Origin of the sequence: Streptomyces sp. CCM_MD2014, assembly GCF_000772045.1 — a bacterium.
GTDB lineage: Bacteria > Actinomycetota > Actinomycetes > Streptomycetales > Streptomycetaceae > Streptomyces > Streptomyces salinarius.
This window is the reverse complement of the sequence record NZ_CP009754.1, coordinates 569,419-582,304: the sequence shown is the minus strand read 5'-3', so window position 1 is coordinate 582,304 and position 12,886 is coordinate 569,419. Positions and strand designations below refer to the sequence as shown.

Below are 12,886 nucleotides of genomic sequence, written 5' to 3'. Positions count from 1 at the left end.
CCCGTTGAGCGTCAGCTACCGCCAGCCAGGCGTCGTCCTCACCGACCGCCGTTTCACCGTGCCCCTCGACCACGCCGACCCGAGCGGCGAGACGATCGAGCTGTACGCCCGCGAGGCCGTCGCGAGCGACAAGGCCGACCAGGACCTGCCGTGGCTGCTGTACCTCCAGGGCGGCCCCGGAGGCAAGGCGAACCGTTTCGTCGGCCGCCCCGCCTGGTTCGGCCGCGCCCTCGAGGAGTACCGCGTGCTGCTCCTGGACCAGCGCGGCACCGGTGCCTCCACCCCGGCGAACCGCCAGACCCTCCCGCTGCGCGGCGGCCCCGCCGAGCAGGCCGACTACCTCGCCCACTTCCGCGCCGACGCCATCGTCCGGGACTGCGAGGCCATCCGCCCCCAGGTCACCGGCGGCGCCCCGTGGACCGTCCTGGGCCAGAGCTTCGGCGGCTTCTGCACCGTCACCTACCTGTCGCTCGCCCCCGGGGGCGTGCGCACCGCGCTGATCACCGGCGGTCTGCCCTCCCTCGACGCCCACGCCGACGACGTCTACCGGGCCGCCTACCCCCGCATCGAGCGCAAGGTCGCCGCGCACTACGCCCGCTATCCGCAGGACGTCGAACGCGCCCGCCGCATCGCCGACCACCTCCTCACCCACGACGTGGTCCTGCCGAACGGCTACCGCCTCACCGTGGAGGCCTTCCAGTCCCTCGGCATCATGCTCGGCGGCGGCGAGGGCAGCCACCAGCTGCACTTCCTCCTGGAGGACGCCTTCGTCCGCACCCCGAACGGGCACGAGCTCTCCGACGCCTTCCAGGAACAGGTCCAGGGACTGCTGTCGTACGCGAGCCGGCCGCTGTACGCCCTCGTCCACGAGGCCATCTACGGCCAGGACGCGCGCCCCACCGCCTGGTCCGCCGAGCGGGTCCGCGCCGAGTTCCCGCGCTTCGACGCCGCCAAGGCCCTCGCGGGCGACGAACCGCTCCTGTTCACCGGCGAGACCATCCACCCCTGGATGTACGACTGCGACCCGGCCCTGCGCCCGCTGCGCGAGACGGCGGAACTGCTCGCCGCCCGCACCGACTGGACCCCGCTGTACGACCCGGCCCGCCTGGCCGCCAACGAGGTGCCCGCCGCCGCGGCCGTCTACCACGACGACATGTACGTCGACACCGCGCACGCGCTGACCACCGCCCGCGCGATCCGGGGTCTGCGCACCTGGGTCACCGACGAGTTCGAGCACGACGGCGTACGGGTCGGCGGCCCCCGTGTCCTGGACCGGCTGCTCGCACTCGCCCGCGACGAGGCATGACGGCACTCCCGGAATTACCGGGTGGGATGTCGGCGGCGCGGGTTAGTGTGCGGGCATGACGGAGCCGACGATCACGCAACTGGAGCCCATGCCCGGAGACTGGCGCCGCGCCCTCGCCGTCGTGGCCCACCCGGACGACCTGGAGTACGGCTGCTCGGCGGCGATCGCGGCCTGGACCGACGAGGGACGCGAGGTCGCCTACGTGCTCGCGACCCGGGGCGAGGCGGGCATCGACACGCTGCCGCCGGACGAGTGCGCACCGCTGCGTGAGCGGGAGCAGCGCGCCAGTGCCGCCGTCGTCGGGGTGAGCGAGGTGGAGTTCCTCGGCCACCGGGACGGTGTCATCGAGTACGGCACCGCGCTGCGCCGCGACATCGCCGCCGCGATCCGCCGGCACCGGCCCGAGCTGGTCATCACCATGAACCACCGGGACACCTGGGGCGGCGTCGCCTGGAACACCCCGGACCACGTCGCCGTCGGCCGCGCCACGCTCGACGCGGTGGCCGACGCGGGCAACCGGTGGATCTTCCCGGAGCTGGCGGAGCAGGGCCTCGAACCGTGGAACGGCGTGCGCTGGGTCGCGGTCGCCGGTTCCTCCTCGCCCACCCACGCCGTGGACGCCACCCCGGGCCTCGAGCGCGCGGTGCGCTCGCTGCTGGAACACCGCACCTACATCGAGGTGCTGACCGACGAGGACCCGGAGACGTACGTGCGCGGCTTCCTCACCGGCTTCGCCCAGGCCGCCGGGGAGCGGTTCGGCGGCAAGCCGGCAGTGACCTTCGAAGTCTTCGGACGGTAGCGGCATGGTGGGGGAGCAGGACGTGCACGACGTACAGGGGCAGCAGCGTCTCGCGGAGCGCTTCGAGGAGCACCGCGGACAGCTCAAGGCGGTGGCCTACCGCATGCTCGGCTCACTGGCCGAGGCGGAGGACGCCGTCCAGGAGGCCTGGCTGCGGCTCGACCGCTCCGGCGAGGACGGCATCGACAACCTCGGAGCCTGGCTGACCACCGTGACCGGCCGGATCTGCCTGGACCTGCTGCGCTCCCGTACCGCGCGCCGCGAGGAGCCGATGACCGAGGGCTTCGACACCTTCGTGCCGGACCCGGTGCTGCGAGCCCTGCCGCAGGCCGATCCGGAGCAGGAGGCCCTCCGCACCGACTCGGTCGGCATCGCCCTGCTGGTCGTCCTGGAGACCCTGGAACCGGCCGAGCGACTGGCGTTCGTGCTGCACGACATGTTCGCCGTGCCCTTCGACGACATCGCACCGGTCGTCGAGCGCACCCCTGCCGCCACCAGGCAGCTCGCCAGCCGGGCCCGGCGCCGGGTGCGCGAGGCGACCCCCGCCGCCGAACCGGACCTGGGCCGCCAGCGCCGGGTGGTCGAGGCGTTCCTGGCCGCGAGCCGCGCCGGTGACTTCGAGGCCCTGGTGTCCGTCCTCCACCCGGACGTGGTGCTGCGGGCCGACGCCGGCGCGCTCGCCCGGGGCGTGGCGGCGTCCAAGGTGGTGCAGGGAGCGCGGACGGTCGCCACCGGGGCGTTCCACTTCCGCCACCTCGCCGGGTTCGCCCGCGTCGTCCTGGTCAACGGCGCGGTCGGCACCGTCGCGGTGTCCGAGGGACAGGCGCGGTCGGTCACCTACGTCACCGTCGCCGACGGTCTCATCACGGGTCTGTACATCCTCTCCGACCCGGAGCGGCTGGCCCGGCTGGACCTGTCCGCGCTGGAGGCCTGACCGCCCGCGCGGGGCCGGCCCCGGCCCGGGCGGTGACGGCCGGGGCGGTGACGGCCCGTATCCTCGGCGACATGCGAGAACACACGGCGGACCGGTCGGACGCGCGGCCCGGGACGCAACTGCGCGGCGACTGCGGGAGCTGCTTCGGCCTGTGCTGCGTGGCCCTGCCGTTCGCCCGCTCGGCGGACTTCGCGCTCGACAAGGACGCCGGCACACCCTGCACGAACCTGCGCACCGACCACCGTTGCGGCATCCACGCGACGCTTCGGGAACGCGGCTTCACGGGCTGCACGGTCTACGACTGCTTCGGCGCCGGGCAGCGGGTCTCGCAGGTCACCTTCGGCGGCGAGGACTGGCGCGACGGCCCGCCCGAGCACAGGCGTCGCATGTTCGACGTGTTCCCGGTCGTCCGCCAGCTGCACGAGCTGCTCTGGTACCTGACGGAGGCGCTGTCCCTTCCCGCCGCCCGCCCGGTCCACGCCGACCTGCGCCGGGCCCTCGCCGACACCGAGCGCCTCGCCGAGGGCACCCCCGAGGAGCTGGCCGCCCTCGACGTGCCCGCACACCGGCAGCGCGTCAACGCGCTCCTGCTGCGCACCAGCGAGCTGGCCCGGTCGGGCACCCGCGGCCGGAAGAAGAACCGCCGCAACGCCGACCTGATGGGTGCCCGCCTGAAGGGTGCCGATCTGGCCGGCGCCGATCTGCGCGGGGCCTACCTCATCGCCGCCGACCTCACCGGAGCCGACCTGCGGGGCGCCGACCTGATCGGCGCGGACCTGCGCGACGCCGACCTGACCGACGCGGATCTGACCGGAGCCTTCTTCCTGACCCAGCCTCAGGTCAACGCGGCCCGGGGCGGTCCCGGCACCAGGCTGCCGGAGTCAGTCGGCCGCCCGGTGCACTGGGCAGCGGGGGGCTGACACGGACTTCCCGGCGCCTTCCTTTCCTGCTTCCCCGGTGTCGTCCGCGGCTTTCCCGGTGTCCTTCGTGCCGGAAGCGCGTACCGGCGCCGGCGGCGTCCGCCGGGCCAGGTGCAGGCGCAGCCCCTGAGGCATCAGCGTCAGCCGTTCGGTCACCCGCAGCCGGTAGCCGGGGTCCGGCCGCAGCTCGTAGCGGCGCAGCAGCAGCCCGAGGACCAGCGTCGCCTCGTGCAGCGCGAACTGCCGCCCGATGCACGCCCGCGACCCCGTCCCGAACGGCTTGAACGTGTGCGGGGCGCGCGACCGTACCGCCTTCGCGTCGAAGCGGTCCGGGTCGAACCGCTCGGCGTCCGTCCCCCACACCTCCGGATCGCGGTGCAGCATGCCCGTGAGCACCAGCGCCCAGGCCCCGCGCCGCATCGGATACGAGCCCCCGAGCACCGTGTCCTCGCGGGCCTCCCGGGCGAACCCGGGCGCGGTCGGCCACAGCCGCAGCGACTCGTCGAGCACCCGGCGCACGTAGCGCAGTTTGGCCACCTGCTCGTAGCCGGGCGCCTCGGTGTCGCCCCAGACGCGGTCCACCTCGGCACGGGCGCGGGCCGCGACGTCGGGGTGCTGGGCGAGGTAGTGCAGGGCGAAGGAGAGCGCGCCCGAGGTCGTCTCGTGCCCGGCGACGAGGAAGGTGATGACCTGCCGGCGCACGTTCTCGGGCGACAGCCGCTCACCGGTCTCCGGATGGGCCGTCTCCAGCATGCGGTCGAGCAGGTCGCCGCCGCCCGTGCCCTCGCCGCCCGTGCCGCCGCCCGCCCGGCGTTCGCGGACGAGGTCGTCGACCGTGCGGTTCAGGTACGCGATGTCGGCGGCGTTGCGACGGCCCGCCTCACGCAGCAGCCACGGAGCGAGCGGCGCGGGCACCGTGTTCAGGCGCTGCGCGTACCCGAGCGTGCCCACCATCGCGGTGACGAAGGGGTGGGGGCGGGAGCGTTCGAAGGAGCCGAAGTCGTGCCCGAAGCCGGTTCGCGCGATGGTCTCCAGCGTCAGCTTGGTCATGTCGCCGGGCACGTCCACCGCGCGGCCCGACGCCTCCGCCAGGTCCCAGTGGTCGGTGAGCCGCGCGGCCACGTCCAGCATCATCACGTGGTATCCGGCCATCGCCTCGCGGCTGAACCCGGGGGCCAGCACGTCGTGGGCGAGCTGCCAGTTGGGCTCGTGGTTGTACGCCGTGAACAGCCCGTCCCCGGCGACCGGCCGCAGGTTGGCCACCCCCAGGCCGACGTGCTTGGCGAACCGCGTCTCGTCCGCCAGGTCGGCGGCGAGGGCGGCGCCCCACACGAACACGAACTCCTTGCCGAAGGCCCGCCGCCTGAATATCGGCCCCAGCTTCCGCGCGTACCGCAGCGAGTCCTGCATCGGAGTGCGCCTGCTCGCCCCCACCACGTCGCCGAGCAGGGGCAGCCGGTACGGCGGGTGCGGGATGCGGCGCAGTTCGGGCCAGCCCAGCTCGGCGCTGCGGAAGCCCTTGGGCAGTCCGTCCCGGGCCGTTTCCCTCGCTGTCTGAGCCATGACGCGATCTCCCTTGACGCAGCGGCGTGTTGCACGACCGAGGCGAGCGTGTTGTACATGGATTCAATAACGCGTCACAGTCTCGTCCCGTTGTTGAACCGGCGTCAAGTAAGGTGCGGGCATGGTCGTGAACCAGGGCGAGCGCACCCGCCGCCGGCTCAGCACCGCCGAGCGCCGGGAGCAGTTGCTCTCGGTGGGCGCGCGGCTGTTCTCGGACAGTCCCTACGACGAGGTCCGGATCGAGCGGGTCGCCGAGATCGCCGGGGTCTCCCGCGGGCTGCTGTACCACTACTTCCCCAACAAGCGGGACTTCTTCGCCGCGGTCGTAGAGCGGGAGAGCGAGCGCATGCTGCGGATGACGGCGGCCGTGCCCGGCGTCCCGGTCCGCGAGCAGCTCACCGCGGGCCTCGACGCGTACCTGGAGTACGTCCGGGCCCACGCGCACGGCTACCGCGCCTTCCACCGCGCCGACGCGACCGGCGACCAGGCCGTGCGCCGCGTCTACCGGAAGGCGCTCGCGGCGCAGGAGCGGCAGATCCTCGCCGCCCTGGCCGCCGACCCGGAGTTCGGTCCGGCCTTCGAGGAGCGCGGCGACGTACGGCTGGCGGTGCGCGGCTGGCTGGCCTTCACCACCGCGGTCTGCCTGGAGTGGCTGCGGGACCCGGAACCGGCCCGCGAGCAGGTGCGGGACCTGTGTGCACGGGCGCTGCTGGGGGCCATCGCGCCCTGAGCGCCTGTTCGGGCGCCGGTTCGAGGAGGTGCCGTGGTTGGCGTGCCCCTTGATCTCCGATAGGTTAGGTGAGCCTTACCTAATGAATTGCCGAACGGAGGTTGGGATGGGTGACAGCCACGCCTGGACGGCCGCGCCGGCCGCGGCGGAACAGGCCCGGTCCGTGCTCGCCGCCGCCTGGTCCTGCGCGGTGACCGCGGAGGGCGGCCGCGAGGAGTTCGTCGGCGCGCACACCGTGGCCGACGACGGCCGGGTGCTCCTGCACGTGCCCGAGGACAGCGCGCTGCTCGCCACGGCGCTGTGCGCGCCCCGCGGAGAGCCGTCCGCGGTGCTGGAGTTCGCCGACGTGGCGCCCGTCCCGGTTCGCGGCCGGATCAGGGCCCGGCTCTGGCTTGCCGGCCGGCTGGCCGTGGAGGACGGACACCTGGCCTTCCGGCCCGCCCGCGTGGTGCTGCGGCGTCCCTCCGGGGCCGTGGTGGTCGACGTCGACGAGTTCACCGCCGCCGCGCCCGATCCGCTGGCGCTGGCCGAGGCGCGGCTGCTGACCCACCTCGCCGACTGCCACGACGACGCCGTCCAGCGGCTGACCCGGCTCGTCGACCCGGACAGCCTGCACGGAGCGGTCCGGGTGCGGCCCCTCGCCGTCGACCGGCACGGCCTCACCCTGCGCATCGAACGCGTTCGCGACCACGGCGACGTACGCCTGCCGTTCCACGCGCCCGCCGACGAGATCGCGCAGCTCACCGAGCGGGTGCACGTGCTCCTCGCGCAGGCGGGCACCGCCTCCTGCCCGCGGGCCCTACAGCGGCAGCGCGCAGACGGCGACGGGTGAGGCGAACGGCTCTCCCACGAGGCGCAGCCCACCGCCGTCCCCGCTCACCCGGAACACACTGACGGTTCCGGAGCGCTGGTTGGCCGCGAACAGCAGCCCGCCGTCCGGGGAGAAGGCGATCTGCCGAGGGAAGCCGCCGCCCACGGGCACCGTGTCGAGGAGCCGGAGCCGCGCGCCCCCGGCCTCCACCGCGTACCGCGTGATGCTGTCGTGCCCCCGGTTGGCGAGGAAGGCGTACGCGCCGTCGGACGTGACGAGGAGCTGTGCGGGGTAGTTGGCGCCTGACCCCGGGCCCGGCTCCGCCCCGGTGGACTGCGCGTCGCCCACGGTCAGACGTCCCGTCCCCGGGTCGTACGCGCAGACCGCGACGGTGTTGTCGACCTCGTTGGCGAGATAGGCGTGACGCCCGCCGGGGTGGAACGCCAGGTGCCGGGGCCCGGCGCCCGGCCGGGTCCGTGCCCGCGAGACCTCCGCGAGGGTCCCCGCGTCCTCGTCCAGGCGGTAGGTGTACACGGTGTCGGTGCCGAGGTCCACGGCCAGGACATGGCCTCCGTCCGGAGCGGTGAGGACCTGGTGGGCGTGCGGGCCCTGCTGTCCGGGGCCGGGCGGGGGAGTGGAGTGCGTGACCAGGCCGGTGCGTTCCCCGAGTGCGCCCGAGGCGTCGACCGGGTGCACGGCGACGCTGCCCGAGCCGTAGTTGGCGCTGAACAGCCAGCGTCCGCCCGGATGCACGGACAGGTGGCAGGGCGCCGCTCCCGAGGTGCTCCGGCTGCCCAGCACCCTGCGGTCCGACAGCCGGACGGCGGTCACCGCCCCCTCCGCGCGCTCGTTGACCGCGTACAGGGTGCGGCCGTCGGGGTGCACCGCCAGATACGAGGGGTCGTCCATCTTGGCGAGGACGCCCCGGCCGGTGATCCGGCCCGTACCGGGGTCGTACTCGGCGAGTCCGACGCCCGTGCCGCCGCCCTCGGCCGAGGTGTAGGTGCCGAGGAGGAGCCGACGCGGTCCGGAGGTCTCCCGCCGGCGCCCCGACGCGCCACTGCTCGCCGCGGGCCCGGTGGCCGCCGGGGACGGCCCTTCCGGCTCCGGCGGCCCGTCACAGGCCGCCGCCGGAAGGGCCGCTGCCGCGCCGGCCGCCCGTGCGAGCACCCCGACGAACCGCCGCCTGCTCCACCCGTCGCCGCTCATACCGTCCTCCCGTCCTCCCGTCCCGGTCCCGACGGCCACGCGAGCCGTCCTCGCGGCTCCGCGCCGCCGCCGCTACCAGTCCCCGTCCTGCACGGGCTTGCCCGGAGCGTCCTTGAGGGGGTGGACCTGGTGCGGCGCGGGCGGCTGCCACGCCTCGTGGTCGTCGCCGATCCAGTCCCCGACCGGCTTGACGTCCTGGAGCGGCTCGGCGGGGGCGAGGTCGTGGGCGTCCTGGTCGTAGTAGTCGTACCAGGGCAGACCGGCCCGGGTGTACGCGGCCCGGTCCACGGGGGACGGCGGCGGCGCCTCCCCGGTGATGCGGCGCCACTCGGGCGGCGTCACCAGGTGCACGAAGACCCGGCCGGCCGGCTGCTCGGCCCAGTCCGTCGGCGGCCGATGGTCGCGGTACACCTCCTGGCGCATGGAGCCGCCGACCCCGAGACCCATGGCGGGCGCGGACCGGCGCCGGACCGTCCCCCCGTAGCCCGGAGCCGCACCGGGGGCGGCCGGTGCTGCCCCCGGCGCCGGAGCCCCGAAGGCCCCGGCCGAGAGCGCTCCCCGGGGTGCCGCCTCCCTGCGGCGCCGCTCCTCCTCGCGCCAGCGGGCCAGCTCGGGGGCGCTCAGGGTGAACGCCTGAAGCTGGACCCCTCCCCAGACCTCCTCACCGGTGACCTGGCCCTCGACGGTCGCGCCCATGCCGAGCGGCACCGCCACGAACTGACGGACCGTGCCGGAACCGGAGTTGATGCCGTCCAGCCAGGGCTGGCGGGGGAGGACCACGTAGTTCTGCGGATCGCGGGACAGCCGGTCGCTCCACGGCCTGCCCGAGACCGCGCACACCTTGCCCACCCCCACCTGGAGGGCGGCGGGCTCCCGCGTGCCCGCGAAACTCAGCCACATGGCCTCCCGCAGATACACCGGCAGCATCACACCGCCGCGCGCACGCCACTCCTCGGGCACGGTGTCGGCGTAGTCCGACACCCGGCGGACCGGGAACTCGCCGAGCCCCGGCGGCAGCGGGTGCGTTCCTGTCTCCGGCAGCCGCAGGGTGCGTATGAAACGCACCGTCGCACCGCCCGGCAGTGTCAGCCGGTTGCCGTCGATCCGCACACTGGTGTCGGTCATCCGAACGCCCCCTCACTCGCCGTGAACCGTTCCTCGTGAACCGTTCCTCGTCCTTCAAGGTCCTTCAAGGCCCCTCAAGAGGAACGCCGGGCGGCGGCGCCGCGGTTCCGCCGGCGCAGCCGGGCCCTGACCCCGTCCCGCAGCCGGGTCAGCCGCGGCATCCGTTCGCGCTGCTCGCGCGTGTGGCGGTCCAGCTCCTCCAGGAGGCGGCGGGAGCGGTGCTCGGTGTCCATCTCGTCGATGATCCGGTTCACCTCGGCCAGCACCGCGCCCCGCAGCTGCCACTGCCTCGCGTCGCGCCGGACCTCCTCGAGCAGCAGGTCGGCCAGCCTGTCCCGGGTGGCCGCGGCCTGGCGCAACTCGGCGGCCAGCCGCTCCTCCGCGGACTCGGCGTTCTCGCTCACGCTGCTGGTGACCAGTACCGAGAAGCTCACCACGGCGTCCGCGATCTCGGACAGCAGCTGCTGGATGGCGACTCCCGTCTCCGGCGCGAACAGGGGCTCCGGCTCCCGTTCCTTGGCCAGGTCGGTGAAGCTGCGCGCGAGGACCCGCATGACCACCGTGCAGATCTCCAGGGTGTCCAGGCCGGTGCGCAGCACGACCCGGTGCAGCAGTCCCTCGCGCACCCGGGGGTTGAGCCGCAGGCTGTCCTCGGCCTGGCGGAGGTCCTCGTCCACCTCGCCGATGTCGTGGTCGAGCCGGCGCGCCTCGTGCAGCCGGGCCGCCGCCTCGTGGAACGGCGTGCTGCCGGCGGCCTCCTCGCCCATGCGCAGCAGCAGTTGCCGCACCTGCCGGGCCAGCCCCACGACCGACTCGCCCGCCTGTTCCACCCACACCGGAGGCGCCAGAATCAGGTTGAAGACGAGGCCGACGATCGCCCCGATCAGCGTCTCCACCACCCGGGCCCACGCCAGGCTCCCGTGCGAGGTCACGCCGAGCACCAGCATCGCGCTGATCGCGACCTCGGCGGTGAACTCCTCGGCGCGCACCAGGTGCCCGACGCCCAGCGCGGCCACGATGATCAGGGCCAGGCTCCACCAGCTCAGCCCGACCAGCTGACTGAAGGCGATGGCGACCAGGACACCGGCCACCACGGCGTTCACCCGGCGGAAGCTCATCTTCAGCGTGGCGTACAGGGTGACCTGGACCACCAGCAGGGCGGTCAGGGGAGCGGTGAGCGGCGCCGCCGACTTGTCGGGGGACAGCCGCACCGCGATGACGTAGGCGATCGAAGCCGCGGCGGCGGAGCGCAGGGCCTGCACGACCATGGGGTCCCTGAGCCACTTCACCCGCCGCCAAGCCGCCCTGGCGGCCTCCCGCACATCCCGCATCCTCGGGCTGTTCCCTTCCGCAGGCGCCTCGAACGTGTCCGATCAGGACGGTAACCGGACGCGGGCGGCCGGGCCCCTCTCACGCGCCGGGCGCCGCCGGACGGGTCAGCCGGTCACCTTGGCGACGAACGCGGAGAGATTGCCCAGCGTGCGGGCGATCTGCTCCTCCCGGGTGAGACTCTCCTCGAACCGGCCGCCGCCCTCCGGCGTCTTCCTGCCCCGCAGGTACAGGGAACAGGCGAGGTCCGTGCACATGTACAGGCCGACAGAGTTGCCCTCGCGGCCCGCCGCACCCGCTCTGCGCGCCGTCATCAGCGACACCCCGCCCCGGGGATGGGTGGTCAGGCACAGTCCGCACATGCTGCGCTGGAAGAAGCCGCTGCGGGCCTGCTGGAACCGCAGCGCCACACCGGTGAGGCGCCCGTCGAGGTCGGCGACCAGATAGCTGCGGTCGGGCGCCCCGGGATCCCGCCAGCCGAAGAAGTCGAGATCGTCCCACGGACGCTCGTCGAGGTCGCGGGGCACGGTCAGCCGCTTGGCCTCGCCCTTCGAACAGTTGATGAAGGAGGAGCGGATGGCCCGCTCGTCGAGTGCTCTCATGGGAGTCTCCTCCGGGTCGAAGAAGGCCGTCCCGGGACCGTCGTCCCGGGTTCCGGCCTTCCTAGGGTCTCTAGGTTTTCGCCTAGCGTAGATAGCCCACGGGTGAGTCGCCACCGAATTCCGGGGAGCGCGGCCTTCCCGCAGAGGTAGGTTGCAGACCGGACACAGCAGGGGAGGAGTCACATGGCGGGGCGGAACGGGCGCACGGTGCGCGACCTCAGAAGGGCCAACCGTACGGCCGTGCTGCAGCGGCTCTACTTCGACGGACCGCTCAGCCGCTTCGAACTGGGCCCGGCCACCGGCCTCAGTTCCGGTTCCGTCAGCAACGTGGTCGCCGACCTGGTCGCCGACGGCCTGGTGGAGGAGGCCGGCAGCGTCGAGTCCGACGGCGGCCGGCCCCGCACCCTGCTGCGCGTCGCCCCCACCAGCGGCCACATGATCGGCGTGGACGTCGGCGAGACCCGGGTACGGGTCGAACTGTTCGACCTGACGCTCACCGAACTCGCCCGTGCCGACCGTCCCCTGGCCCAGCAGCGCTACGACGTCGACGTCATCGTCGGCCACATCCGTGACGGCATCGCCGAGGTGCTGGCCACGGCCGGGCTCCCGCCCGAACGGCTGCTCGGCGCCGGGATCGGCGTCCCCGGCATCGTCGAGCACACCGCCGACCGCGGCGCCGTGGTGCACGGCCAGACCATCGGCTGGGACGCGGTTCCGCTGGAGGCACTGCTCCGCGCCGGTTCCCCGCTGCCCGACGGCGTCCCCTACCTCGTGGACAACGGCGCCAAGACCCTCGGGCAGGCCGAGATGTGGTTCGGCGCCGGACGCGGCGCCCGCAACGCGGTCGTGGTCCTCTTCGGCTCCGGCGTCGGCGCGAGCCTCGTCACGCCCGAGGTTGAGCAGGGCCGGGCGGTGGAGTGGGGGCATCTGACCGTCCGGGTCAGAGGCCGCCGCTGCCGCTGCGGCGCACTCGGCTGCCTGGAGGCGTACGCGGGCGCCGAGTCACTGCTGGCCCGCTGGCGGGAGGAGGGCGGCCGGGTGCCGGAGGGGACCGACGAGGAGGGCGGCCTCACCGCGCTGCTCGCCGCCGCCCACCCGTCCGGCGGCGAGGCGGCCGACCCGGTCGCGCTCGCCGTCCTGGAGGAGACCGCCGAGTACCTGGGCGCCGGCCTGTCCGACCTGATCAACCTCTTCCAGCCCGAGCGCATCCTCATCGGCGGCTGGGCCGGCCTGCAGCTCGGCACCCGCTTCCTGCCCGCCGTACGCCGGCACGCCGCGTCCTACGCGCTGCGCCACCCGGCAGGGAAGGTGACGATCGGCCTGGGGCGGCTCGGCCCGGACGCCGTCACGGTGGGCGCCGCGATCCTGCCCCTGGCCGCCTTCTTCGCGCGCGGCGGCAGACGTCCCGAGACGGCTCCCCAGTACCCGGTTCCCGCCTGGCGGACGGCGCTCGACGAGCGGGCCCCGCACTGAGGTTTCGCCCGTCACCGGGGAGGTACCCGACGCCGCTCCGAAGGCCGTGGGAGCACTGCCCGACGGGTTCGGACGAACGGAGAAC

12 protein-coding genes are annotated in these 12,886 nt (G+C 74.1%); 7 read left to right on the top strand and 5 right to left on the bottom strand.

Annotated features, from left to right (window positions below):
• The first annotated feature begins 4 nt into the window (after window positions 1–4).
• The 4 genes from NI25_RS02685 to NI25_RS02670 all read left to right on the top strand — a co-directional run bounded on the left by NI25_RS02685 (window position 5) and on the right by NI25_RS02670 (window position 3,959).
• Window positions 5–1,306, top strand: coding sequence for an alpha/beta fold hydrolase (locus NI25_RS02685; RefSeq protein ID WP_061440871.1), 1,302 nt, complete (start codon window positions 5–7; stop codon window positions 1,304–1,306).
• 55 nt (window positions 1,307–1,361) lie between these two features.
• Window positions 1,362–2,105: a PIG-L deacetylase family protein gene (locus NI25_RS02680; RefSeq protein WP_061440870.1), complete on the top strand. Its 744-nt coding sequence runs from the start codon at window positions 1,362–1,364 to the stop codon at window positions 2,103–2,105.
• A gap of 4 nt (window positions 2,106–2,109) precedes the next feature.
• Window positions 2,110–3,039 (top strand): RNA polymerase sigma factor SigJ, encoded by a 930-nt coding sequence (sigJ, locus tag NI25_RS02675; RefSeq protein ID WP_061440869.1) that lies wholly within the window; start codon window positions 2,110–2,112, stop codon window positions 3,037–3,039.
• Between the two features lie 71 nt (window positions 3,040–3,110).
• Window positions 3,111–3,959 carry a pentapeptide repeat-containing protein gene (locus NI25_RS02670; protein ID WP_061446717.1) on the top strand — a complete coding sequence of 283 codons (849 nt, stop codon included), beginning with the start codon at window positions 3,111–3,113 and terminating at the stop codon, window positions 3,957–3,959.
• On the opposite strand, the gene NI25_RS02665 is transcribed toward NI25_RS02670, so the two are convergent.
• Window positions 3,921–5,522 carry a cytochrome P450 gene (locus NI25_RS02665; RefSeq protein ID WP_061440868.1) on the bottom strand — a complete coding sequence of 534 codons (1,602 nt, stop codon included), beginning with the start codon at window positions 5,520–5,522 and terminating at the stop codon, window positions 3,921–3,923. The two genes, NI25_RS02670 and NI25_RS02665, sit on opposite strands and share 39 nt — an antisense overlap.
• A 121-nt stretch (window positions 5,523–5,643) precedes the next feature.
• Between NI25_RS02665 and NI25_RS02660 the strand changes: the two genes are divergently transcribed.
• Window positions 5,644–6,252 carry a TetR/AcrR family transcriptional regulator gene (locus NI25_RS02660; RefSeq protein ID WP_061440867.1) on the top strand — a complete coding sequence of 203 codons (609 nt, stop codon included), beginning with the start codon at window positions 5,644–5,646 and terminating at the stop codon, window positions 6,250–6,252.
• A 106-nt stretch (window positions 6,253–6,358) separates the two neighbouring features.
• Window positions 6,359–7,084 carry a DUF2470 domain-containing protein gene (locus tag NI25_RS02655; RefSeq protein ID WP_061440866.1) on the top strand — a complete coding sequence of 242 codons (726 nt, stop codon included), beginning with the start codon at window positions 6,359–6,361 and terminating at the stop codon, window positions 7,082–7,084.
• On the opposite strand, the gene NI25_RS02650 is transcribed toward NI25_RS02655, so the two are convergent.
• From NI25_RS02650 to NI25_RS02635, 4 genes are all read right to left on the bottom strand, one after another.
• A complete protein-coding gene (locus NI25_RS02650) occupies window positions 7,052–8,272 on the bottom strand; it encodes a lactonase family protein (RefSeq protein ID WP_061440865.1) in 1,221 nt (406 codons plus the stop codon). The genes NI25_RS02655 and NI25_RS02650 overlap by 33 nt on opposite strands.
• A gap of 72 nt (window positions 8,273–8,344) precedes the next feature.
• Window positions 8,345–9,397, bottom strand: coding sequence for a hypothetical protein (locus tag NI25_RS02645; RefSeq protein ID WP_061440864.1), 1,053 nt, complete (start codon window positions 9,395–9,397; stop codon window positions 8,345–8,347).
• Between the two features lie 74 nt (window positions 9,398–9,471).
• Complete coding sequence (locus NI25_RS02640; protein ID WP_199560803.1) at window positions 9,472–10,728, bottom strand: FUSC family protein; 1,257 nt, start codon at window positions 10,726–10,728, stop codon at window positions 9,472–9,474.
• 105 nt (window positions 10,729–10,833) lie between these two features.
• Window positions 10,834–11,328 (bottom strand): FBP domain-containing protein, encoded by a 495-nt coding sequence (locus NI25_RS02635; RefSeq protein WP_061440862.1) that lies wholly within the window; start codon window positions 11,326–11,328, stop codon window positions 10,834–10,836.
• 183 nt (window positions 11,329–11,511) lie between these two features.
• On the opposite strand from NI25_RS02635, the gene NI25_RS02630 reads away from it, so the two are divergent.
• Window positions 11,512–12,801: an ROK family transcriptional regulator gene (locus NI25_RS02630; RefSeq protein ID WP_061440861.1), complete on the top strand. Its 1,290-nt coding sequence runs from the start codon at window positions 11,512–11,514 to the stop codon at window positions 12,799–12,801.
• The last annotated feature ends 85 nt before the right edge of the window (window positions 12,802–12,886 follow it).